Source organism: Streptomyces sp. NRRL F-2580, assembly GCF_000720115.1.
Classification (GTDB): domain Bacteria; phylum Actinomycetota; class Actinomycetes; order Streptomycetales; family Streptomycetaceae; genus Streptomyces.
The window spans coordinates 384,780-407,492 of record NZ_JOIR01000011.1; the positions used below are offsets into that span (position 1 = coordinate 384,780).

The window sequence follows — 22,713 nt, forward strand, 5'->3', positions numbered from 1 at the left end:
CCCGGGGGAACCGATGATCTCCGCACTGACGCGGCTGGCCGACTGGTCCGCCGGCACACCCAGGCGGCTCTGGCTGATCTCGTTCGCGCTGTTCTTCGCGCTCGCGGGCTCCTGGTCCGCCGCCAGCCCCATCGGCGGCTCTCCCGACGAACACGCCCACTTCGTCCGCGCCGCGGCCGCCGCCCGGGGCCAGATCAGCGGACCCCTGGTGATGGTCCCGCACCGGGTGGCGGGGATCGACGGACAGTTCGCCGAGGCCGGGATGCGGCTCCCGGAGTGGTACGGGAACCTGGCCACGGTGCACGAGTGCTACGCCTGGCGCCAGTCCCAGCCCGCGTCCTGCGCGCCCTCGCTCGGCGACTCCGAGAAGATCGTCCAGGTCCCCACGGCGGCCGGCCGCTACCACCCGGCCTACTACCTGGCGACCGGCTGGCCGAGCCTGCTGGTCGACGGCCCCAAGGGGCTGTACCTCATGCGCTTCGTGTCGGCGCTGCTCTGCTCGGCCCTGCTGGCGAGCGCGGTGGTCACGGCCGCCGAGTGGCGGCGGCGCTCGCTCGCGGTGCTCGGCGTGCTCGCCGCGGCCACGCCGATGACGCTCTACATGTCCGGCATGGTCAACCCCAGCGGCGGCGAGATCGCCGCCGGGATCCTGGTGTGGACGGCCCTGCTGTCGATCGTCCTGTCACCCGACCCGGTCCTGCTCAACCGCCGGCTGGCCCGACTGGGCGTCGGCGGCCTGGTACTGATCAACATCCGGCCGCTCGGACTGATCTGGTTCGGCGGCGCGGTGGTCTTCTGCCTGCTGCTGACGCAGCGGCGCGGAGTGCTGGGACCGGTGCTGCGCCGCAAGGCCCTGTGGCTCTGGACGGCCCTGCTGGGCCTGGCGACGGCCGGCGCGCTGCTCTGGGCGGCGAGGCACCCGGACCGTTCGAGGATAGACATCCCCGACTCGCTCACCGCGGGCGTGGCCGCCAAGCGCACCCTCGGCAACACCGACTGGTACATCAAGCAGATGGTCGGCTTCTTCGGCTGGCTGGACACCCCGGGCCCGGCCCTGCTGTACCTGGTGTGGATGGGGGTGCTCGCGACGCTCGTCGTGCTGGCGCTGGTCTACGGCCACAAGCGCGACCTGGTGGCGGTGCTCGGCATGCTGGTGGCCGTCGTGATGGTGCCGGTGGCCGCGCAGGCCTCGGAGGCCGAGCGGATCGGCATGGTGTGGCAGGGCCGCTACCTGCTGCCCTTCGCCGTCGGCCTGCCACTCATGGCCGTACTGATCTGCGCCACCCGGGTCCCCGAGGGCGGGTTCCCCCTGCGACGGCTCGTCGGTCTCTCCGCCGGCGGCTTCGCGCTGGCCGACGTCGCGGCCTTCTACTGGACGCTGCGCCGGTTCGCCGTCGGCAACAAGGCCCCGTGGGTGCCGACCTCGGCGCACTGGGCCCCGCCCGGCGGCTGGGTCTTCTGGACCGGCGTGTACGCGGTGGCGGCCCTCGCCATCGTGGTGCCCGCCCTGGTCTCGGACCGCAAGGCCGCCGCGCCGCGGCGCCCGGACCTCGACACCCCGCGGTCGGACCGCCCCGCGCGCGTGCCCGAGCCCGCCTGACACACCCCCGCCCGACGCGCCCCGCCCGACGCACCCCGTCAGACGGCCGGGCCGATCTCGGCGGTCACCACCGACGGCGTACGGTCGTCCGCCTCGGCGAGCAGGGCGCCGCCCGGGGCCCACACGGCCGCCCGGCCGCAGCCGGTCCACGGGCCTGCCGGGCCGACGTGGTTGGCGAGGACGACGTACAGGCCGTGGTCCCTCGCGATGCCCGGGTATACGGTGGCGCGCTCGCCGATGCCGTCGCCCGTCCCGTACAGGGAGCTCGCCAGGTGCACCCGGCAGCCGTCGGCGGCGCCCCGGCCGGGCAGTTCGGGGAAGTGGTTGTCGTAGCAGACGCCCAGGGAGAAGCGGATCCCGCCGAGTTCGAAGCGCCCGTCGGCCGTGCCGGGCGCGAAGAGGTCCCGCTCGTGCCGGAAGAGGTGCTGCTTCGCGTACGTCGTCACGTGCGCGCCGTCCGCGTCGTGGACCAGCGTCGCGATGGCGGGGCGCGGCCCGGCGGTGGGCAGCGCGACGTTGACGGCGGTGGCGATCCCGGCGGAGCGCAGCGGGTCCAGGCGCGGGTCGTCGGCGGCGGTCCACAGGCCGGGATCGGCCGCCAGCGCGTCCGGTTCGTATCCGGTGAGCGTGAACTCGGGGAACACCACCAGCTCGGCGCCCTGTGCGCGGGCCGCGGCGGCGAGCGCGGCGGCCCGCGCGGCGTTGGCGTGGACGTCGGCGGGGACGCAGGTCATCTGGGCTGCGGCGATCTTCACGTGTCCGAGGATGCCGGACCGGGTGGAGTCCGGGGCATCCGGGGGGGTCGACCCTGCCCGTTCTGCCTGGTGGAGGATCAGATACGGGGCTCCCTCGGGGCGGTTGACCCGCTGGCCTGGTACCGCAGGCACCTGCGGGCGGGCAGGAGCCGCCACCTCCTCGTCAGGCGGCCGCCCACCGCGCGGCCCTGGACGGGCCGGCTCCGCGACAGGGCGTACTACCGGGTGGCGCGCCGCCGGCCCTCGTGCCCGGCGCACGACCCGCTGCTCGGCGCCCCTAGGCGTCGGCGGGGCCCCGCAGCAGGATCAGGAAGGAGCGGAAGGCGGCGGGCATGTCCACCGACTCGGGGGCGAGCAGCCACTGGTACTGAAGGCCGTCCATGACGGCCGTCAGCAGGGGGGCGGCCTGTTCCGGGGTGAGGCCCGAGGGCAGGCGGTCGCCGAACTCGGCGCGGAGCACCGCCGCCATCTCCGCGCGGACCTGGGCGTAGCGCTCGGTGAAGAACTCCCGCGCGGGGTGCCCGTCGGTGACGCTCTCGCCCAGCAGCGCCGAGAAGGTCTGCACGATGCCCGGGCGCATCGCGTTGTACTCCACCAGCGAGGCCAGCAGGTCCAGGCGCCAGGTGTCGGCCGAGGCGCGCGAGCCGCCGCCGGTGTCCCAGCGGTCGCGCTCCTCCAGCACCGCGACCAGCAGCGCCTCCTTGGTCGGGAAGTAGTGCAGCAGCCCCTGCTGGGTCAGGCCCACGCGTTCGGCGACCGCGCCCAGGGACGCCCCCCGGTAGCCGCGCTCCGCGATCACCTCGACGGCCGCGCGGACGATCTCCCCGCGGCGCTCCTCGCTCCTCGCCCTGACCATCGCCCCGGCACCCCTTCCCGTCCGATTCCTGCCAGCAGGACCGTACGGCATCCACGAGATTACGAACAGGTTACGAACCCTACCGTTCAACAGGCAACAGGTCCACGATGGGGGCACCGCACCGCACCGCACCGCACCGCACTCACTGAGGAGGCACGGCCGTGACCGATGCCGAGCAGGTCCGCACCAGCGTCGTCGAGGTGGCGCTCGGGAAGCTCGATCTCGACACTAAGGCCCGGCTGCTGGCCGGGCAGGACATGTGGTCGCTGCCCGCGATCCCCGAGATCGGGCTGCAGTCCCTGGTCATGTCCGACGGCCCCATCGGGGTCCGCGGCGTGCGCTGGACCGCCGACGACCCGTCCATCGCCCTGCCCTCCCCGACCGCGCTCGCCGCCGCCTGGGACCCCGAGCTCGCCCGCCGCGCCGGTCGGCTCCTCGCCCAGGAGGCCCGCCGCAAGGGCGTCCACGTCCTGCTCGCGCCCACCGTCAACCTGCACCGCTCCCCGCTCGGCGGCCGGCACTTCGAGTGCTACTCCGAGGACCCGTACCTCACCGGCGTCATCGGCAGCGGCTACGTGAACGGCGTCCAGGACGGCGGGGTCGGCACCACCGTCAAGCACTTCGTCGGCAACGACGCCGAGACCGAGCGGTTCACCGTCGACTCCGTCATCGCCCCGCGCCCGCTGCGCGAGCTGTACCTGGCGCCCTTCGAGGCCATCGTCGAGGGCGCCCGCCCGTGGGGCATCATGACCGCCTACAACCAGGTCAACGGCACGACGATGACCGAGCACCGGTACCTCGTGAACGAGGTCCTGCGCGGCGAGTGGGGCTTCGACGGCTGCAACGTCTCCGACTGGATGGCCGCCCGCTCCACCACCGGCGGCATCGAGGGCGGCATGGACGTGGCCATGCCCGGCCCCACCACCGTCTACGGGCCCGCCCTCACCGAGGCCGTCCGCGCCGGGGAGGTCCCCGAGGCCGCCGTGGACGACGCCGTGCGCAACGTCCTGCGCCTCGCCGCCCGCGTCGGCGCCCTGGAGGGCGCGCCCGCCGTCGTCGAGACCGCCCCGGCCCCCGTCGACGGCCAGGCGCTGGCCCGCGAGGTCGCCGCCCGCGGCTTCGTCCTCGTGCGCAACGAGGCCGCGCCCGATGGCAGGGCGGCCCTGCCCCTCGACGCCTCCGCCGGCCGCACCGTCGCCCTCTCCGGCGCCGCCGCCCGCGACGCCCGCGTCCTCGGCGGCGGCAGCGCCACCGTCTTCCCCGAGCGGATCGTCTCCCCGCTCGACGGCCTCACCGCCGCCCTCCCGGAGGGGGCCCTGACCTTCACCGTCGGCGCCGACCCCTCCGACGAACTGGTCCCCGCCGACAAGGGCTTCGAGCTCCGCGCCGTCTGCCGCGACGCCTGCGGCGCCGTCATCGGCGAGGGCACCCTGCCGACCGGCCAGGTCCAGTGGATCGGCGACGACCTGCCCGCCGGCGCCACGTACGAGACCATGGCGAGCATCGAGGTCCGCGGTACGTTCCTCCCGCGCGAGAGCGGCGAGCACGCCTTCGGCACCCGGGGACTGGGCGCCTTCAGCCTCGCGGTCGACGGGCGCACCCTCTGGGAGGGCGTCCAGGAGATGGGCAACGAGGCCGACCCCTTCGAGGCCTTCTTCGGCGCCCCCAGCGAGCGCGCCCGTGTCACCGTCACCGCGGGCGAGCCCGTCGAGGTGTCGCTGACCTACCAGGTCCCCGACGTGACCGCGCTGCCGCTCAAGGCGATCATGTTCTCGCTGCTCCACCTCGGCCCGCGGCGCGACGCCGATGAGCTGATCGCCGAGGCCGTGGCCGCGGCCCGCGCCGCCGACACCGCCGTCGTGGTCGTCGCCACCACCGAGCGCGTGGAGTCGGAGGGCTTCGACCGGCGGGACCTCGCCCTTCCCGGCCGTCAGGACGACCTGGTGCGCGCCGTCGCCGCCGTCAACCCGAACACCGTGGTCGTCGTCAACGCCGGCTCCCCGGTGGAGCTCCCGTGGCGCGAGGAGGTCGCCGCCGTGCTGCTGGCCTGGTTCCCCGGGCAGGAGGGCGGGGCCGCTCTGGCCGACGTGCTCCTCGGCGACGCGGAGCCCGGCGGGCGGCTGCCCACCACGTGGCCCGCGCGGTTCGCGGACGCGCCCGTCACCGAGGTCGTCCCCACCGAGGGGCGCCTGGAGTACGGCGAGGGGCTCTTCATCGGCTACCGGGCCTACGAGAAGCACGGCGTGGCCCCCGCCTTCCCCTTCGGGCACGGCCTCGGCTACACCGACTGGGCGTACGAGTCCCTGGAGGCCACCGCCGACACGGTCCGGGTCCGCCTCACCAACACCGGTGGCCGGCCCGGCCGCGAGGTCGTCCAGGTCTACCTCGCCCCCGTCGGCGAGGACACCGTGGAGCGCCCGGCGAGCTGGCTGGCGGCCTTCGCCGGCGTCTCGGCGGGCCCCGGCGAGACCGTCGAGGCCGTGATCGCCCTGCCCGCCCGGGCCTTCGAGATCTGGGACCAGGAGGCCTCCGGCTGGCAGCGGATCGGCGGCGCCTACGAGGTCCGCGCGAGCCACTCGCACGGTGACACGCGGCTGACGGCCACGCTCGACATCGCGTAACACACCGTAACCATCGGAAATGGCCGGAAATCACCCCTGAAACACCCCTGAAAGCCGGTCCGGGGGCGAGACCTGACGCTCGCCCCCGGACCCTCCGTGCACACCGGCGTCAACGCGGCGGTTCGGCGGCCGTCACCTGGCGGTGCGCCAGTTCCGCCAGCCGTGCCTGCCCGTCCTTGCCCGGGTGGAACCAGTCCCAGCGGCTCAACTGGTCCGCCGCGAAGGGGTACTGGAACACGGCCCCGCCGTCGTAGCGGCACAGCTCGTCCTTCGCGCAGACCTCGCGCAGCACCTCGTTGTACTCGACCACCCGCGCCCGGACCTGCTCACGCCGGGCGGTCGCCCCCGTCGCCGCCGACAGCGGATCGGCGAGCATCGACTGACAGATCCCCAGCTTCCAGACCTGCCGCACCATCGGGAGGTCCTTGCCCTGCTCCCACAGCCGTTGGAGGTCCGGCACGCTGGAGACGTACACCTGGGAGGTGGGGGACGCGGCCCGGAGCCCGGCGAGGGCCTTCTCGAATCCGTCCCGGAACTCCGCCACCGGCGTCATCGACGAAGCCGTGGGCCGGCAGGCGTCGTTCGAGCCCACCATGACCGTGACCAGGTCGGGCTTGTGCGCGGCGGCCCCCGCCAGCTGCCCCGGCAGGTCCGCCATCCGGGCGCCGGTCACCGCGTAGTTCCAGCTGCGGGTGGGCACCTGGGCGTCCCCGAGCAGCCGGGCGGCGAGGGAGCGGACCGCCGGGTCGTTCCCGGTGGCCCAGGAGACCTCCGGGCAGTCGGCCAGCACGGAACAGGCGTCGAAACCACGTGTGATGGAGTCGCCCACGGCCGCGACCGAGGCGGGCGCCGTGTTCCAGCGCGGAGCGGCCCGCGCCCGCTCGCCCCCGTCGCCCGACCCGCCCGAGCTGCACCCCGTCGTCGCGCCGGCCAGCAGCACGGCCGCCGCGCCCGCTGCCGCGAGGACCCGGCGCGCGCGGGGGCGCGGAGCGGTGGGGCGCATGGGAAGGGCTCCTCCTTGTCACCCCCTCATCGTTCGGGGGGTCCTGCTGAGTGAAAGCTCTGTGTTTACGGGCCTCGGAGCGACCGTACGTCACACCATGACCCCTGGCGCACGGTAGCTTTTTCCCGTGGCGTTTCGGCCGCAGGTCCCGTTGCGCAATGTCAAATAATTTCCGTTACATTACATCACGTCACATACTGTCCGTTTTCTGGAGTTTATTCCCGACCTCGTCCACCACTGGAGGTCCCGGTGACGACACGTGGAGTTCTGTACGTGCATTCCGCACCGCGCGCGCTCTGCCCGCATGTGGAATGGGCTGTTGCGGGCGTGCTCGGGGTGCGGGTGAACCTCGACTGGATCAGGCAGCCCGCCTCCCCGGGCACCTGGAGAGCCGAGTTCTCCTGGCAGGCCGAAGCGGGCACCGCCTCGAAACTCGCCTCCGCGCTGCGCGGCTGGCACCTGCTGCGCTTCGAGGTGACCGCGGAGCCCTGTCCGAACGCCGAGGGCGAGCGCTACAGCTCCACCCCGGAACTCGGCATCTTCCACGCCGTCACCGGCATCCACGGCGACATCCTGATCCCGGAGGACCGGCTGCGCGCCGCCCTCGCCCGCTCCGCGCGCGGCGAGACCGACCTGGAGGCGGAGATCTCCAAACTGCTCGGCAAGCCCTGGGACGACGAACTGGAGCCCTTCCGCTACGCGGGCGAGGGCGCACCCGTCCGCTGGCTCCACCAGGTGGTCTGAGCCCCTTTTTGCGCCTGAGCCGGCGCCGCTCTCGCGGAGCTGGTTGCTCGCCGTCGGGGTTCCTCAATTGATGGTTGCGGTGTTCGTGGGTTCGGACACCGCAACCGATACGCCGAAGGCCCACCCGGATCGCCGGGTGGGCCTTCCGCGCGGAGCGGGGATCAGACAGTGCGGAACGCGAGCGTCACGTTGTGGCCGCCGAAGCCGAAGGAGTTGTTGATCGCGGAGATCGGGCCGTCGGCCGGCAGCTTGCGGGGCTCGCCGCGCACGATGTCCGCGTCGATGTCCTCGTCGAGGTCGTCGACGTTGATCGTCGGCGGCGCCAGCCGGTTGTAGAGCGCCAGCACGGTCGCGACGGTCTCGATACCGCCCGCGCCGCCCAGCAGGTGACCGGTCATCGACTTGGTCGCGGAGATCGCGATGTGGTCGAGGTCGTCGCCCAGCACCTTGCGCAGGGCCTTCAGCTCGGCCGTGTCACCCTGCGGGGTCGACGTGGCGTGCGCGTTCAGGTGGACCAGCTCGGCCGGGTCGAGACCCGTGTTGTCGAGCAGGTTCTGCACCGCGGCCGCGACGCCGCGGCCGGTCGGCTCCGGCTGCGCGATGTGGTGGCTGTCCGCGGACAGACCCTGGCCCAGCACCTCGCAGTAGACCCGGGCGCCGCGCGCGGCGGCGTGCTCGGCGGACTCCAGGATGACGACGCCGGCGCCCTCGCCCAGTACGAAGCCGTCACGGGCCTTGTCGTACGGACGGGAGGCCTGCTCGGGGTTCTCGTTGTTCTTGGACATCGCCATCATGTTGGCGAACGCGGCGATGGGCAGCGGGTGGATCGCCGCCTCGGTGCCGCCCGCGAGGACCACGTCGGCACGGCCGGTACGGATCATCTCGACGGCGTAGCCGATGGCCTCGGCCCCGGAGGCGCAGGCGCTGACCGGAGTGTGCACGCCCGCCTGGGCGTTGACCTCCAGGCCGACGTTGGCCGACGGGCCGTTCGGCATGAGCATGGGGACGGTGTGCGGGGAGACCCGGCGCACACCCTTTTCCTTCAGTACGTCGTACTGGTCGAGCAGCGTGGTGACACCGCCGATACCGGAGGCGATCACCGTGCCCAGGCGCTCGGGCGCGATCTGCGCGTCCTCGCCGGCCGGGGCGGTGTAGCCGGCGTCGGCCCACGCCTCGCGCGCCGCGATGACGGCGAACTGCGCCGAGCGGTCGAGCTTGCGGGCCAGCGGCCGGGGCAGGACCTCGCTCGGGTCCACGGCGGCACGGGCGGCGATGCGTACCGGGAGTTCGGCGAAGCGCTCGCCCTCCAGGGGCGTCACGCCGGAACGGCCGGCAAGCAGACCTTCCCAGGTCGAAGCGCTGTCGCCACCCAGCGGAGTGGTTGCGCCGATACCGGTGACGACCACGGTGCGATTGGTCGGGCTCACAGGAATTCTTTCTCCACGTCTCAGGGGGTGCTGAATTGTCACGGCGCCACCGCCAGGTGGCGACAAACGCTCGTCAGGCTCAGGCCTGGTGCTTCGCGATGTACTCCGCGGCGTCGCCGACCGTCTTGAGGTTCTTGACGTCCTCGTCCGGGATCTTGACGTCGAAGCGCTCTTCGGCGGCGACGACGACCTCGACCATGGACAGCGAGTCGACGTCCAGGTCGTCGGTGAAGGACTTGTCGACCTCGACGTCCTCGACCGGGATGCCCGCGATCTCGTTGACGATCTCCGCGAGACCCGCGACGATCTCTTCCTGCGTGGCGGCCATGTGGCGCTCCTTCTCTGGGTAACTGGGTAGAACGGACCGGGATGTGGATCCCGGCCCTAGGGGAGGGTAACGACCGTCGCGGCGTAGACGAGTCCCGCCCCGAAGCCGATGACGAGCGCGGTGTCGCCGCTCTTCGCCGCTCCGGTCGCCAGGAGCCGCTCCATAGCGAGCGGGATCGAGGCGGCCGAGGTGTTGCCGGTGGTCTCCACGTCACGGGCGACCGTGACGTGCTCCGGCAGCTTCAGAGTCTTCACCATCGAGTCGATGATCCGCATGTTCGCCTGGTGCGGAATGAAGACGTCCAGGTCGTCCGCGGTGATCCCGGCGGCGTCGAGCGCCTGCTGGGCCACCTTGGCCATCTCGAAGACGGCCCAGCGGAAGACCGCCTGACCCTCCTGCGTGATGGCCGGGAACTTCTCGGCGGTGTCCTTGGTGCGGAACTCGTCCCACGGCACGGTCTGCTTGATCGTGTCGGACTTGTCGCCCTCCGAACCCCACACCGTGGGGCCGATGGCCGGCTCGGCCGAGGGGCCGACGACCACGGCGCCGGCGCCGTCGCCGAACAGGAAGGCCGTCGCGCGGTCCTCAAGGTCCGTCAGGTCCGAGAGCCGCTCCACGCCGATGACGAGGACGTACTCCGCGGACCCCTCGACCACCATGCCCTTGGCCAGGGTCAGACCGTAGCCGAAACCGGCACAGCCCGCGGAGATGTCGAAGGCGGCGGGCTTGACCGCGCCGATCCGGTGCGCGATCTCGGTCGCCACGGCCGGAGTCTGCTTGAAGTGCGAGACCGTCGAGACGATCACGGCACCGATCTGCTCGGGGGCGACACCGGCGTCGGCCAGCGCCTTCCCCGAGGCCTCCACCGACATCGCGGCGACCGTCTCCTCGGGCGAGGCCCAGTGGCGGGTCGCGATGCCCGAGCGGGAGCGGATCCACTCGTCGGACGAGTCGATGGTCTCGAGGATGACCTCGTTGGGCACCACGCGGATCGGGCGGTAGCCGCCGACACCGAGGATGCGGGCGTACGGGGAGCCCTTGGCCGGCTTGATCTTGGACATGCTGTGTGGGCTCCTTCTCTCAGGCCGTCAGTTCGGCGACGAGCGCCGCGGCCTTGTCGAGATCGTCCGGGGTCTTCAGCGCCACGCTCGGTACGCCCTTCAGCGCGCGCTTGGCCAGACCCGTCAGGGTGCCACCGGGGCAGAGCTCGATGATCCCCGTGACGCCCAGTTCGGCGAACGTCTCCATGCACAGGTCCCAGCGGACCGGGTTCGCGACCTGGCCGACCAGGCGGGCGACGACGTCGGCGCCCGTGGTGATGACAAGGCCGTCCTTGTTCGAGACGTACTTCAGCACCGGGTCCGCCGGGGAGAGGGCCTCGGCGGCCTTCGCCAGCGTGGCCACCGCGGGGGCCATGTGGTGCGTGTGGAAGGCGCCCGCGACCTTGAGGGCGACGACCTTCATGGAGCCTTCGGGCTTATCGGCCTGCAGGGCTTCGATCTGCTCCATCGTGCCGGCGGCCACGATCTGGCCCGCGCCGTTGATGTTGGCCGGGGTCAGCCCCAGCTTCTCCAGGTGGGCGACGACAACGGCCTGGTCGCCCCCGAGCACCGCGGCCATGCCGGTCTCGGTGACGGCGGCGGCCTCGGCCATGCCGAGACCGCGGGTCCGGACGAACGACAGCGCGTCGGCCTCGGACAGGACGCCGGCGTAGGCGGCGGCGGTGATCTCACCGACGCTGTGGCCCGCGACGGCACCGAAGGTCAGGGAAGCGGGCAGCGCCGAGGCGGACAGCAGGCCCGCGGCGACCAGCAGGGGCTGGGCCACGGCCGTGTCGCGGATCTCTTCGGCGTCTGCGTTCGTGCCGTAGTGGGCAAGGTCCAGCCCGATGGCGTCCGACCAGGCGGCGACGCGGTCAGCGGCACCGGGGAGGTCGAGCCAGGGGGTCAGGAAGCCGGGCGTCTGAGCGCCTTGGCCGGGAGCGACGAGTACGAGCACCCTCACACTCTCTCTTGTGGATGGTCCCCGCCGCCCGTGGGGACAGGGACGAAGAACCGTCGGGGTAATTGTTGATGTCCGACAAAAGTCTAGGACTGGAGATCGCCGTCGGCCAGACGCCCCAGAATCAGGGCGATTCGCAGGGTGAACGCCGAGCGGACATCCGAAGGCGACCATCCGGTGACGTCGGTCACACGTCGCAGCCGGTAGCGCACCGTGTTGGGGTGCACGAACAGCATCCGCGCCGCCCCTTCGAGGCTGCTCGCCTGCTCCAGGTACACGCTCAGTGTCTCCAGCAGCGCCGACCCGGCCTCTTCCAGCGGTCTGTAGATCTCCTCCACCAGCTGTTCCCTGGCAGCGGGATCGGAGGCGATCGCGCGTTCCGGCAGGAGATCATCCGCCAGGACCGGCCGTGGGGCATCCTGCCACGCCGTACAGGCCTTCAGCCCGGCCGCCGCGGCCTGCGCCGACTTCGTCGCGTTCAGCAGGTCGGACACTACCGGGCCCGCCACCACCGGCCCGGCCGCGAACGGCCCGATCAGCGACTTCGCCACCTGCATCGGGTTGTCGCTGCCGCCCGCGATGACGACCAGCCGGTCACCGAGCACCCCGGTGAGGACCTGCAGCTTGTGGTGGCGGGCCGCGCGGCGGATCGCCTCCACCGTCAGCTCGCTGTCCCCCTCCGGCGCGGTGCCGAGCACCACGCACACGTGCTCGGGGGAGTTCCAGCCCAGCGCCGCCGCCCGGGACAGCGCCCCCTCGTCGGCCTCGCCGGACAGCACCGCGTTGACGACCAGGGACTCCAGCCGGGCGTCCCACGCCCCGCGCGCCTCGGCGGCCTGCGCGTACACCTGGGCCGTCGCGAAGGCGATCTCCCGGGCGTACACGAGCAGCGCCTCGCGCAGGATCTGCTCGTCGCCCGGCGCCGCCACCTCCTCGATCGCGGTCTCCATGACCTCGATCGTGGTGCGGACCATCTCGACGGTCTGGCGCAGGGTGATCGCCCGGGTCAGCTCGCGCGGAGCCGTCCCGAACACGTCGGTCGAGATCGCCTGCGGGGTCTCCGGGTGCCGGAACCACTCGGTGAACGCGGCGATGCCGGCCTGCGCCACCAGGCCGATCCAGGACCGGTTCTCGGGTGGCATCGCCCGGTACCACGGCAGGGTCTCGTCCATGCGCGCGATCGCATTGGCGGCGAGCCGGCCGGAGGACTTCTCCAGTCGCCGCAGCGTCGCGGTGTGCGGATGGGCGGGAGCGGGATGCGCGGGGTGTGTGGCGGGCGAATGCTCACGTTCGGGTTGAGGCACGTGACAAGACTGCCTTATCGGGACGGCTGCGCCGAGTCCGGTCCCGCCCCGTGACCGCGCCCCCGTCCCGTGATCGGGTCTACCGTGGCCCCCATGATTGATGTACGCCGCGGCTCCGACCGGCACGAGGGCGGGGACCCGGCCGCCGGGATCACCACCCGGCACGCCTTCTCCTTCGGGTCCTTCTACGACCCGGACAACCTGCGCTTCGGCCCCGTCCTGGCCTGCAACGAGGAGGTCCTCGCCGCGGGCGCCGGATTCGACGAGCACCCGCACAGTCACACCGAGATCGTGACCTGGGTCGTCGAGGGCGAGCTCACCCACCAGGACAGCACCGGCGAGAAGGGCCTGGTCCGGGCCGGGGACGTACAGCGGCTGAGCGCCGGATCCGGCGCGCGGCACGTGGAGCGCAACGACGGCGACGGGCGGCTGCGCTTCGTGCAGATGTGGCTCGCCCCCCTCGCCGCGGGCGGCGAACCCTCGTACGAGGTGGTCCGGGGCATCGCCGACGGAACGCCCTACGAGGTCCCCGCGGCCGGCGCCGTACTGCACGTGCGACGGCCCGGCGCGGGCGAGCGGGTGGCCGTGCCGGCGGCGGAGCGGGTGTACCTGCACGTCGTGCGCGGCGACCTGCGCCTGGACGGCGAGGAGCTGGGCCCCGGGGACTCGGTGCGGATCACCGCGGAGCGGGACCTGGAGATCACCGCCGGGTCCCCGGGGGAACTGCTGATCTGGGAACTGCCCTAAGGGCGCAGTTCGGCCAGGACCGCGTCCGTGAACGGGGTCCAGGCGGCCACGGCCCACGGGCCGAAGGCGCGGTCCGCCAGCGCCACGCACGCGGCGCGCGCGTCCGGGTCCACCCACAGGAAGGTGCCGGCCTGGCCGAAGTGGCCGAACGTGCGGGGCGAGGAGGACAGCCCCGTCCAGTGCGGGGACTTGCCGTCGCGGATCTCCATGCCCAGGCCCCAGTCGTTGGGGGACTGGTGCCCGTACCCCGGCAGGACGCCCTTGAGCCCGGGGTGCACGACGGAGGTGGCCGCGGCGACCGTACGGACGTCGAGCAGCCGGGGCGCCTGCAGCTCGGCGGCGAAGCGCACCAGGTCGGACACGGTGGAGACGCCGTCCTTGGCGGGCGAGCCCTCCAGGGTGGTCCGCGCCATGCCCAGCGGCTCGAAGACCGCCTGGTGCACGTACTCCGCGAAGGGGATGCCGGTGGCCTTGGCGATGTGGTCGCCGAGCACCTCGAAACCGGCGTTGGAGTACAGCCGGCGCTCCCCGGGCGGGGCCGACACCCGGTGCTCGTCGAAGGCCAGGCCGCTGGTGTGCGCGAGGAGGTGACGGACCGTCGACCCCTCGGGCCCGGCCGGCTCGTCCAGCTCGATCGCCCCTTCCTCGTACGCGACGAGGGCGGCGTACGCGGCGAGCGGCTTGGTCACGGAGGCCAGCGCGAAACGGTGGTCGACGGGCCCGTGGGCGCCGGCGATGCTCCCGTCGGCGCGTACGACGGCCGCCGCGGCCGTGTCCACCGGCCAGGTGTCGATGATCCGCAGGCTTTCCATGCCGTTGACGGCCTCCATGCTCTCCATGCGACCGAGCCTACTTGCTTGGAGTGCACTCCAGGGTTTTAGCGTGGAGCCATGAGCCAGAGCCTGACGCAGACGCGGTACACGATCAGCGAGGTCGAGGCCCGGACCGGTCTGACCCAGCACACCCTGCGCTGGTACGAGCGGATCGGCCTGATGCCGCACGTGGACCGCTCCCACTCGGGACAGCGGCGCTTCACCGACAAGGACCTCGACTGGCTGGCCTTCGTGGGCAAGCTGCGCACCACGGGGATGTCGGTGGCGGACATGGTCCGGTACGCCGAACTGGTCCGCGAGGGCGGACACACCGTCGGGGAGCGCCGCGAACTGCTGGAGCGGACGCGGCACGAGGTGCGGGAACGCATCTCGGAGCTCACGGACGCGCTGGGCGTACTGGACTACAAGATCGGCATCTACTCGGGGAAGGCACAGCCATGACGGAAGCCACGAAGATCGACCAGGTCGAGCTCGGCAAGGGCGGCCCGCTGGTCGGCGTCCAGGGCCTCGGCTGCATGGGCATGAGCGAGTTCTACGGGGACACCGACGAGGGGGCCGCCCGCGAGACCCTGGACGCGGCGCTTGCCGCCGGGGTCACCCTCTTCGACACCGCGGACGTCTACGGGCGGGGGAAGAACGAGGAGTTCCTCGCCCCCTTCGTGGCCGCGCACCGCGACGAGATCACCCTGGCCACGAAGTTCGCCATAGAGCGCACCGACGACCCCGCCTACCGGGGCGTGCGCAACGACCGCCCCTACCTCCGCCGGGCCGTCGAGGACAGCCTGCGCCGCCTCGGCGTGGACGTCATCGACCTCTACTACATGCACCGGCGCGACCCCGCCGTGCCGTTCGCCGAGTCGGTCGGCGCCATGGCGGAGCTGGTGCAGGAGGGGAAGGTGCGCCACCTCGGGCTCAGCGAGGTCACCGGCCCCGAACTGCGCGAGGCGCACGCCGTGCACCCCATCACGGCGCTCCAGTCGGAGTGGTCGCTCTTCAGCCGGAACGTGGAGCACAGCGCGGTGGGCGCGGCGGCGGAGCTGGGCGTGGCGCTGGTGCCGTACTCCCCGCTGGGCCGGGGCTTCCTGACCGGGTCCTTCGCGGACGCCGCCGCGGAGCTGTCGCAGGACGACTTCCGCCGCCACCAGCCGCGGTTCAGCGGCGAGAACGCGAAGACGAACGCGGCGCTGCTGACCCCGGTCCGGGAGATCGCCGAGGAGCTGGGGGCGACCCCGGCGCAGATCGCCCTGGCCTGGGTGCAGCAGCGCGCGGCGGTGCACGGGCTGACCGTGGTCCCCATCCCGGGGACCCGCAAGCCGGGCCGCCTGCGCGAGAACACCGCCGCGACCCGGATCACGCTCACGCCGGCGCAGCTGACCCGTCTGGAGCCCATCGCCGCCCAGGTCGCGGGCGACCGCTACCCCGACATGAGCACGACCTCGGAAGCCCGCGAGGGCCGGGGCGTGTTCGAAAAGTAGCGCCGGGCGCCCGCAGGCCGGGCGGGACCTTCTCAAACACGCCCGAGGCGGCCCCCCCTCAGCGGTGCCGGGTGCGCAGGACCGCGAAGGCCGCCCGGAGGGCGAGGGCGGCCAGGGCCAGGACCACCGCCGTCTCGATGGACTGGGTCGGCCAGTAGTGCGCGGCCGGGTGGTAGTCGAGGTACCACCCGGTCACGTCCAGGTCTTCGGGACACACGCCGAGGCGGCCGGAGCGTGCGAAGCAGGTCCACTCGGGCAGGCGCTCGCCCGAGGCAGTGACGAGTCCGGTGTCCATCATGAGGAAGTCCCCCGAAGGCATCGGCACCCCGCGCTCGACCACCGACGTGGTGAGGGTGCGTACGGGCAGGAAGGACCACCGCACCGCGCCCAGCACCGCCATCACCAGGCCGGTGACGAGCCCGGTGACCGCCATGGCGGCGAGCGTGCGCCGTACGAGCTGGCCGACGAGGGCTCCGACGGCCACACCCAGGAGGCAGTACGCGACGAGTACGGTGCCGAGCGCTTCGTACGGCCCCCGGTCCGCCCAGGAGAACTGGTGCGTGCCGGCCAGCGGGAGCCGGCCGACGCGGTAGACCCCGGCCAGGGCGGCCGAGGAGGCCACCGCGGCCGCGGCGGCCAGCGTGATCTTCGCCGAGAGCCAGGCCCGGGGTGTCGACGACTGGGTCAGGGCGAGGCGGTAGGTGCCGCTCTCCAGTTCGCGGGCGATCATCGGGCCGGCGACGAAGGCCCCCAGCAGCAGGGGCAGCAACAGCAGCCCTGTGCCGGCGTGGTCCATCGCCGAGCGCAGCGCGCCGTCCGGGTTGGCCGAGCGCAGCCCGGACGGGCTGCTCGCCCACCAGCGCAGCGCGAGGACGACGGCGAGGCTCGCGGCGACGGCGGCGGGCAGCGCCCACAGGGCGCGCCGGTGCTGGCGGACCGTGACCCAGCGCGGGCCCTTCAGGGTCAGGACGCTCATGCCGGCGCCCCCTCGGTCGCGAAGGGTCCGACGGTGAGGTCCGGGGCGTCGGGGGAGCGCAGGTGGGCGAGCAGGACCTCCTCCAGGGACGGGCGGGCCGTCTGCCAGGTGTCCGTGTCGATCGGACCGCGGGGCCTAGCGAGCGCGGTGAGCTGGCGGCCCGCCGTGCGGGACTCGACGACGGTGTGCTCGGCGAGGCCGGTGAGGGCCGTGGCGGGCCCCGTGAGCAGGCGGTGGGCCGCGACGATCTCGTCCGCCGGGCCGGAGAGGCGGATCCGGCCGCCGTCGACGAGCAGCAGGTGGTCGCAGGCGCCGTCCAGTTCGGTCAGGATGTGCGAGGACATCACCACGGTGGTGCCGTTCTCGGCGGCGTCGGCCATCAGCGTCCCCATGAGCCGGTGCCGGGCGAGCGGGTCGAGATCGGCCATCGGCTCGTCCAGCAGGAGCAGCCCGGGGCGCTTGCCGAGGGCGAGGGCCAGGGCGAGCCGGGTGCGCTGGCCGCCCGAGAGGGTGCGCACCTTGGCGGAGCGATCGATTCCGCCCTCCCCTACGATCCGCTCCGCGCACCGCGCGTCCCAGCGCCCCGGGTTGAGCTCGCGGCCCATGCGCAGGGTCTCGTCGACGGTCAGCTGCGGGTAGAGGGGTTTGTCCTGGCCCACGTAGGCCGTCTCCTCGCGCGGCGGCGCGTCGATGGTTCCCTCGGTCGGCCGCAGCAGTCCCGCCGCGAGCGCCAGCAGGGTGGACTTGCCCGCCCCGTTGGGGCCGACGAGCGCGCAGACCCGCCGGGCGGGTAACCGGAAGGAGCAGTCGCGCAGGGCCCACCCGCGCCGCCGTCCGTAGCGCACGCCGAGTCCCGAGGCCTCGATCACCGGATCGTCCGTCACGCGTCTTCCCCCTTGAAGTGTTGGTCCAGTACGGATGTGAAGAGCGCGGCCACGTCGTCCCGTTCCAGCCCGGCGGCGTGCGCGCGCCGCGTCCAGTCGGCGAGTTCCACCCGGAGGGGCGAGTCGGCCGGTGCGCCGCCCAGGGACCTCCGTACGAAGGTGCCCATGCCCCGCCGCGCCTCCACGAGGCCCTCGCGCTCCAGCTCCCGGTAGGCCTTGAGCACCGTATTCGGGTTGATGGCCGTCGCCTCGACGACCTCCCGTGCGGTGGGCAGCTGGTCGCCGGGTTCGAGCAGTCCCAGGCGGAGGGCCTGCTTCGTCTGGTGGACGATCTGCAGATAGGTGGCCATGCCGCTGCGCCGGTCGATGCGGTACTCCAGCACGTGCAGCACCCTTTCACTAGTTAAGTAGTGAAAGGGTGCTGCACGCGACGGATCATGTCAACGGCCCCAGCTGCCCCCCCCTGGTGGAGCGGTCGGTCGTCTCCTACGCCCGGAAGCGGTCCAGCAGGGCCACGTACTCGGCGTCCGTGAGGAGTCCGGCGCTGTGCAGCTCGTCCAGGTGCCGCAGGCGCTCGCCGCCGGTGCGCGCCGCCGGGACGGAGCTCACGGCGGCGACCCGGGCGCGGCCGCGCACCGCGGCCAGGACCGCGGCCGCGAACGGCAGCGACTCGTGCACCGCCCCGTAGCCCACGCCGAAGACGGCCGCCGCCAGGTCGTGGTCCGGGCGCGGATCGGCGGGCGTGTCCCGTACGAGGAGCCGCAGGTGGCCGCCCGGGCCCGCCGGGGAGCACCACTCGACACCGGTGAGGGAGGCCAGCGGGACGTGCTGGTCGCCCGCCTTCCACTTGGTGCTCGTGGCGCCGGTGCGGGACCAGTGGAAGGTGACCGCCGAGCCGTCGAAGCCCACCCGGGCGTCGTACGCCTTCAGGTGGACCGGCGGCGGTGGTACGTCGACCAGGAAGTGGTCGGCCGGCTCCCCGGCGTCCGGCCCCAGCCGGGAGCGCAGGGCGTCCGCGAACGCGGCCGCGTGCGGCGCCCGGTCACCCGGCAGCACCAGCCGGTACGGGTCGCAGCTCTCCTTGAGCTGCCCGGCGGCGGCCTCCATCAGCGGATCCGCGCCCGGCCGCGGCACGGCACGCAGCACCACCGTGTCCCGCTTCCCGGCGCTCACGGTCACCTCGGAGACCGCTTCGAGGGGGATCCGGCGCGAGCCGAGGGCGTGCAGGAGTCTCGGCACCCTCGGCGTTCTGATCCCCCGTGAGAAGCGGATGAGCACCGAGTCCGAGTCGAACTCCCAGACGGCATGATTTCCGGCCAGTACGTCACCCATGCGGCACATCGTAAAGGGCGGCGCCCCCGCGCGTCCCCCCTCGGTGCGGAGCCCGTTTTCCGCCCCTCTACGCGCGTCAGTCCGCCTCTGTACCGGAAATTCCACGCCGACAGGCGTCGTCCCCGCTCGCGCACACAACGGAACCGAACGCGCCGGTTCCGATCTTCGCGAAGTTCTCCACCGAGTCCGTTCCTGGCGCGAAATAGCCGGTGTGGGTCCTGGCCCGGGCCGAGGACAGCAGCCGCGCCCCGAACTCCGGCGACACCGGATCGGCGCCGTGGCCCAGCCCGCCCACCTCCAGGTGCGGCACGTCCGCGATCCAGTCGCCCTCGTCCCGCGTCGCCCAGACCCGCGCCGAGGTGTGCAGGCCCTCGACGTTCTCCGTGCGCATCCCGGGGCTGCCCGCCACCACCACGTCCGTCACCCGCTCCGGCAGCTCGTGCGCGGCGACCCCGCACACCACCGAGCCGTAGCTGTGGCAGAACAGCGCCACGCCCGAGTTCCCGGGCAGGGAGGTGGTCAGCGCCTTCAACCGGACCGCGCCGTCGATGGCCATGCGGCCCGTGGCGGCGTCCACGCCGACCCCGGTGGGCGCGGTGTAGCCGGCCCAGGCGATGACCGCCGTCCGGCCGCCCGGCGCGGTCGCGCGCTGGCTCTCGTACAAGGACTCCGCCATGCCGACGGGGGAGGTCAGGCGGCGCTGGGTGCGCTCGAAGGTGAGGGCGTCGGTGTCCACACCGGGCACGATCACCGAGACCCGGCGGGCCCTGTCGAGGTCACCGAAGACCTCGGCGACGCGGCCGCCGCCGCTGGGATCGAAGGTCAGGATCTGCCGGCCGGGGTCGGCGAGCGAGGCGAAGCGGTGGGAGCGCCGGCCGGCCTCCGCCCGGTCGGCCGGGGTCAGGGCCACATCGAGGCTGCGGGCCTCCTCGACCCGGCGCGCCTGCTCCAGGCCGTGCAGGTTGGCCCGGTAGCGGGTGGCGGCGGGGACCCCGTCGAGATTGCCGACGACGAAGGGGTAGCCGTCGGCGAGCCGGGCCCGCTGGGCCCCGTCCAGGCCCGCGAAGAAGCGCGCCACCGTCCGCACGGGGGCGTCGGCGGGCGGCACGGGACGGCCGTCGATCCGGGCCTTGGCCCAGGCCTGGAGCGCGGCGGCCCGCAGCGGGGTGCCCCCCTCCGGCCGGTGCACGGCCGTCCAGCCGGTGGTCGCCAGCATGATGAAGACCACCGCCAGCGCGAGCAGGGCGCGCAGGGCGGCAGGGCGCGGGTCGGCGCCGGGAACGGGGGAGTGGGCGAGGCCGGACAGATTCACTGGGACCAGCGTAGGAGACCTCCACCGGCCGCGGCGCCCCGGGTGACAGGACTCACGGCCAAGCGTGGGACCCCTTACGGAACGCGGGTGATCCGCTACAACTCCCCGGAGTGTCCTGCCGATCAGGCTCCCGCCGCCCGCATGCGCCAGCTCGCGGCCAGGGACGGTCCGATGCGGTCGAGGTAGGTCTCCGTCAGCCGCCGGATCGCGTCCACGCTGGTGTCCCCGCCCTGCCCCCAGAGCCGCCCGGTGAGCCGCATCACACCACAGAACGCGGCGACGGCCACCCTTGGCCGCGGATCGGCGTCCACGTCCAGGCCCTCGCGGGCGGCGATCAGCCGGGAGATCCGTTCCTCCAGCTCGGTGGAGCGCCGCAGGTGAACGGCGAGCAGGGCCGGGGTGCACTCGATCAGCCGGTAGCTGCGCATGTAGAGGTCGACGGGGACCACGTCGGCGAGGGCCTCCTCGACGGTGTCCCATGCGGCGAGCACCGCGCCCCGCATCGCCTCGAGGGGTCCCTCGGCGGCCGGCCGGGCGCGCAGGGAGGCGACGAAGTGCGCCTCGGTCAGGTCCTGGACGGCGAAGACGACCTCTTCCTTGTTGGCGAAGTAGCGGAAGAAGGTGCGCTGGGACACGTTCACGGCGTCGGTGATCTCGTCGACGGTGGTGCGCTCGTACCCCTGGGAGAGGAAGAGCAGGAGCGCGGCGCGCAGCAGCGCGTCCCGGGTGCGGCGCTTCTTGCGCTCGCGCAGTCCGGGCACCGGCGCGGCCGGCGCCGACCGCTCGTCGATCATCTCTCCGGGGCTCCCTTCCGACGCCGAGTGGGCGGTCAGAGTACCGGTGACGGGCGGGGCGGCGGCGGTCGCGTTAAGCCGTTTGCGAAGGCCCCCCCGCCCTCCCGGGCCGGGGTGCGCGAGCGGCCGCGCATGACACGTTCGGGTCGGCCACAGCCGGGGTGCCCGACCCCGCCGGGGCGGGCGCGGGCCCGCGCCGACGGCCCCCGGAGGCGTCAACTCCGTACGTACGACGGCCCTGCCGGACGGTTCCGGCGGGGCCGTCGCCTATCCGGGTGGACCCGCCCGCGGCCCCTTCCGTCCGCCCGTCACCGCAGGTCAGCGTGGTGTCAGTGAGGCCCCGGAATCGGTCCGGGCGCCCGCCGTCCACAAGGAGTTGACCCGTCATGCGTACGTGTGGAACCACGCGCGTCACCACCGTCCTCGCCGCGACCGTCCTGGCCCTCACCGCCCTCATCCCGAGTACGGCCACCACGGCCCAGGCCGCCGGCCCGCCGGCCCTCGCGGTCTGCGCGCCGGGGCAGCTGTGCCTGTGGGCGAAACCGGAGTTCAAGGGCACCAAGCGGACCCACGAGCTGAGCACCCTGGACGTCGACAGCTGCACCGCGCTGCCGGCCGGGACCAGCGCCCAGTCGCTCTCCAACCGCACCGGGCGGCCGGTGACCACGTACCAGTCGGCGGAGTGCGCGGAGACCGGCGAGTTCCAGACCTATCCGGGCGACGGGGTCTGGCTGCCCCAGTCGCCCTACCAGGTGCGGGCGTTCAAGGTGTGGGAGAGGTAGCTTCCCGCCGCGCCGGGGCGTTCGGCCGGCCGGCTGCGGGCGTGGCCGCGCCCTCCGGTGCGGCGGCGGCCGCGCCCTCGGCTGCGGGCGTGGCCGCGTCCCCGGGTGCGGCCGCGTGCGCGGGCGGGGCCGTGTTTCCGGCCGGGTCCCCGCCCGTGGCCGCCGCGCCGCCCAGCCGGGCGACCTCGCCGCGCAGCGCCCGCACCTCCTCCCGCAGTTCCCGCAGGGCCGCCAGCTGCAGCCGCTCCGCCTGGTCGTCGCGCTCGAAACGGGAGATGAACCAGGCGGCGATGTTGGCGGTCACCACACCAAGCAGGGCGATCCCCGACAGCATCAGGCCCACGGCCAGGACCCGGCCGAGGCCGGTGGTCGGCGAGTGGTCCCCGTACCCGACCGTCGTCATCGTGGTGAAGGACCACCACACGGCGTCGCCCAGGTTCTTGATGTTCCCGTCGGGGGCGTCCCGCTCCACGCTCAGCACCGCGAGCGAGCCGAACATCAGCAGCCCCACCACCGCCCCGGCCACGTACGTCGTCAGCTGGATCTGCGGGGCCATCCGGGCCCGCCGCCCCACCAGCATCAACGTGGCGACCAGCCGCAGCAGCCGCAGCGGCTGCACCAGCGGCAGCACCACGGCGGCCAGGTCCAGCCAGTGGGTCCGGACGAAGTGCCGGCGGTCCGCCGAGAGGCCCAGCCGCACCACGTAGTCGACGGCGAACGCACCCCACACCAGCCACTCCACGTGGGTGCAGGCCCGGTGCACGTCCGCGGTCGCGTCGGGGGCCACGATTGGCACGGCGTACGCCACGGCGAAGGCCAGGGCGAGCACGAGCAGCGGGGTCTGGCTCCGCCGCTCCCACACCTGCTGACGGGAGGGTTCCTTCATACGGAGCATCGTAAAGAACGCGTAAGGGGCGCTGGGACAGGTGTCCCAGCGCC

General features: G+C 73.3%; 23 protein-coding genes. 7 read left to right on the top strand and 16 right to left on the bottom strand.

Translation table 11 applies throughout. The features are described from left to right. Positions 1-13: 13 nt before the first annotated feature. Positions 14-1,600, top strand: coding sequence for a DUF2142 domain-containing protein (locus IF88_RS0115205; RefSeq protein WP_030711294.1), 1,587 nt, complete (start codon positions 14-16; stop codon positions 1,598-1,600). Between the two features lie 38 nt (positions 1,601-1,638). On the opposite strand, the gene IF88_RS0115210 is transcribed toward IF88_RS0115205, so the two are convergent. Next, on the bottom strand, positions 1,639-2,355 hold the full coding sequence (locus tag IF88_RS0115210) for a carbon-nitrogen hydrolase family protein (RefSeq protein ID WP_030711296.1): 717 nt from the start codon (positions 2,353-2,355) through the stop codon (positions 1,639-1,641). 277 nt (positions 2,356-2,632) lie between these two features. Continuing rightward, positions 2,633-3,211, bottom strand: a complete 579-nt coding sequence (locus tag IF88_RS0115215; RefSeq protein WP_030711298.1) for a TetR/AcrR family transcriptional regulator — start codon at positions 3,209-3,211, stop codon at positions 2,633-2,635. A 161-nt stretch (positions 3,212-3,372) separates the two neighbouring features. On the opposite strand from IF88_RS0115215, the gene IF88_RS0115220 reads away from it, so the two are divergent. Then, positions 3,373-5,832, top strand: a complete 2,460-nt coding sequence (locus tag IF88_RS0115220) for a beta-glucosidase family protein (RefSeq protein ID WP_030711300.1) — start codon at positions 3,373-3,375, stop codon at positions 5,830-5,832. 109 nt (positions 5,833-5,941) lie between these two features. On the opposite strand, the gene IF88_RS0115225 is transcribed toward IF88_RS0115220, so the two are convergent. Continuing rightward, the gene (locus IF88_RS0115225; protein ID WP_030711302.1) at positions 5,942-6,835 is read right to left on the bottom strand and encodes an SGNH/GDSL hydrolase family protein; all 894 of its coding nucleotides are present in this window, start codon (positions 6,833-6,835) and stop codon (positions 5,942-5,944) included. Between the two features lie 249 nt (positions 6,836-7,084). On the opposite strand from IF88_RS0115225, the gene IF88_RS0115230 reads away from it, so the two are divergent. Then, positions 7,085-7,579 carry a DUF3145 domain-containing protein gene (locus tag IF88_RS0115230; RefSeq protein ID WP_030711304.1) on the top strand — a complete coding sequence of 165 codons (495 nt, stop codon included), beginning with the start codon at positions 7,085-7,087 and terminating at the stop codon, positions 7,577-7,579. 161 nt (positions 7,580-7,740) lie between these two features. On the opposite strand, the gene fabF is transcribed toward IF88_RS0115230, so the two are convergent. The 5 genes from fabF to IF88_RS0115255 all read right to left on the bottom strand — a co-directional run bounded on the left by fabF (position 7,741) and on the right by IF88_RS0115255 (position 12,639). After that, complete coding sequence (gene fabF / locus IF88_RS0115235; protein WP_030711306.1) at positions 7,741-9,006, bottom strand: beta-ketoacyl-ACP synthase II; 1,266 nt, start codon at positions 9,004-9,006, stop codon at positions 7,741-7,743. 79 nt (positions 9,007-9,085) lie between these two features. Continuing rightward, on the bottom strand, positions 9,086-9,334 hold the full coding sequence (locus IF88_RS0115240) for an acyl carrier protein (RefSeq protein WP_030711308.1): 249 nt from the start codon (positions 9,332-9,334) through the stop codon (positions 9,086-9,088). A gap of 56 nt (positions 9,335-9,390) precedes the next feature. Further along, on the bottom strand, positions 9,391-10,395 hold the full coding sequence (locus IF88_RS0115245; protein WP_030711310.1) for a ketoacyl-ACP synthase III: 1,005 nt from the start codon (positions 10,393-10,395) through the stop codon (positions 9,391-9,393). Between the two features lie 19 nt (positions 10,396-10,414). Further along, the gene (locus IF88_RS0115250) at positions 10,415-11,332 is read right to left on the bottom strand and encodes an ACP S-malonyltransferase (protein ID WP_030711312.1); all 918 of its coding nucleotides are present in this window, start codon (positions 11,330-11,332) and stop codon (positions 10,415-10,417) included. A gap of 89 nt (positions 11,333-11,421) precedes the next feature. Beyond that, positions 11,422-12,639, bottom strand: a complete 1,218-nt coding sequence (locus tag IF88_RS0115255) for a PucR family transcriptional regulator (protein ID WP_030711314.1) — start codon at positions 12,637-12,639, stop codon at positions 11,422-11,424. A gap of 93 nt (positions 12,640-12,732) precedes the next feature. Between IF88_RS0115255 and IF88_RS0115260 the strand changes: the two genes are divergently transcribed. Continuing rightward, a complete protein-coding gene (locus tag IF88_RS0115260) occupies positions 12,733-13,386 on the top strand; it encodes a pirin family protein (RefSeq protein WP_030711320.1) in 654 nt (217 codons plus the stop codon). On the opposite strand, the gene IF88_RS0115265 is transcribed toward IF88_RS0115260, so the two are convergent. Continuing rightward, positions 13,383-14,198 carry a serine hydrolase domain-containing protein gene (locus IF88_RS0115265; RefSeq protein WP_030711321.1) on the bottom strand — a complete coding sequence of 272 codons (816 nt, stop codon included), beginning with the start codon at positions 14,196-14,198 and terminating at the stop codon, positions 13,383-13,385. The two genes, IF88_RS0115260 and IF88_RS0115265, sit on opposite strands and share 4 nt — an antisense overlap. A 78-nt stretch (positions 14,199-14,276) precedes the next feature. On the opposite strand from IF88_RS0115265, the gene IF88_RS0115270 reads away from it, so the two are divergent. Next, positions 14,277-14,660 carry a MerR family transcriptional regulator gene (locus IF88_RS0115270; RefSeq protein ID WP_030711323.1) on the top strand — a complete coding sequence of 128 codons (384 nt, stop codon included), beginning with the start codon at positions 14,277-14,279 and terminating at the stop codon, positions 14,658-14,660. Beyond that, complete coding sequence (locus IF88_RS0115275; protein WP_030711325.1) at positions 14,657-15,694, top strand: aldo/keto reductase; 1,038 nt, start codon at positions 14,657-14,659, stop codon at positions 15,692-15,694. The genes IF88_RS0115270 and IF88_RS0115275 overlap by 4 nt, the downstream gene beginning before the upstream one ends. A gap of 58 nt (positions 15,695-15,752) precedes the next feature. On the opposite strand, the gene IF88_RS0115280 is transcribed toward IF88_RS0115275, so the two are convergent. From IF88_RS0115280 to IF88_RS0115305, 6 genes are all read right to left on the bottom strand, one after another. Beyond that, positions 15,753-16,670 carry an ABC transporter permease gene (locus tag IF88_RS0115280; protein WP_030711326.1) on the bottom strand — a complete coding sequence of 306 codons (918 nt, stop codon included), beginning with the start codon at positions 16,668-16,670 and terminating at the stop codon, positions 15,753-15,755. Next, positions 16,667-17,554: an ATP-binding cassette domain-containing protein gene (locus IF88_RS0115285; RefSeq protein WP_234323540.1), complete on the bottom strand. Its 888-nt coding sequence runs from the start codon at positions 17,552-17,554 to the stop codon at positions 16,667-16,669. The genes IF88_RS0115280 and IF88_RS0115285 overlap by 4 nt, the downstream gene beginning before the upstream one ends. Then, entirely contained in the window at positions 17,551-17,937 is a 387-nt protein-coding gene (locus tag IF88_RS0115290; RefSeq protein ID WP_030711331.1) for a GntR family transcriptional regulator, read from the bottom strand. Before IF88_RS0115290 ends, IF88_RS0115285 begins: the two co-directional genes overlap by 4 nt. Positions 17,938-18,040: 103 nt before the next feature. Continuing rightward, positions 18,041-18,886, bottom strand: coding sequence for a DUF4429 domain-containing protein (locus IF88_RS0115295; protein ID WP_030711333.1), 846 nt, complete (start codon positions 18,884-18,886; stop codon positions 18,041-18,043). Between the two features lie 76 nt (positions 18,887-18,962). Then, the gene (locus tag IF88_RS0115300) at positions 18,963-20,102 is read right to left on the bottom strand and encodes an alpha/beta hydrolase (protein WP_199808081.1); all 1,140 of its coding nucleotides are present in this window, start codon (positions 20,100-20,102) and stop codon (positions 18,963-18,965) included. A gap of 218 nt (positions 20,103-20,320) precedes the next feature. Continuing rightward, the gene (locus IF88_RS0115305; protein WP_030711337.1) at positions 20,321-20,992 is read right to left on the bottom strand and encodes a TetR/AcrR family transcriptional regulator; all 672 of its coding nucleotides are present in this window, start codon (positions 20,990-20,992) and stop codon (positions 20,321-20,323) included. A 386-nt stretch (positions 20,993-21,378) separates the two neighbouring features. Here IF88_RS0115305 and IF88_RS0115310 point away from each other — a divergent pair, with 386 nt between their 5' ends. Further along, entirely contained in the window at positions 21,379-21,774 is a 396-nt protein-coding gene (locus tag IF88_RS0115310; RefSeq protein WP_030711339.1) for a peptidase inhibitor family I36 protein, read from the top strand. Here IF88_RS0115310 and IF88_RS0115315 read toward each other — a convergent pair. Beyond that, positions 21,755-22,660: a potassium channel family protein gene (locus IF88_RS0115315; protein ID WP_078892901.1), complete on the bottom strand. Its 906-nt coding sequence runs from the start codon at positions 22,658-22,660 to the stop codon at positions 21,755-21,757. The genes IF88_RS0115310 and IF88_RS0115315 overlap by 20 nt on opposite strands. Between the last annotated feature and the right edge of the window lie 53 nt (positions 22,661-22,713).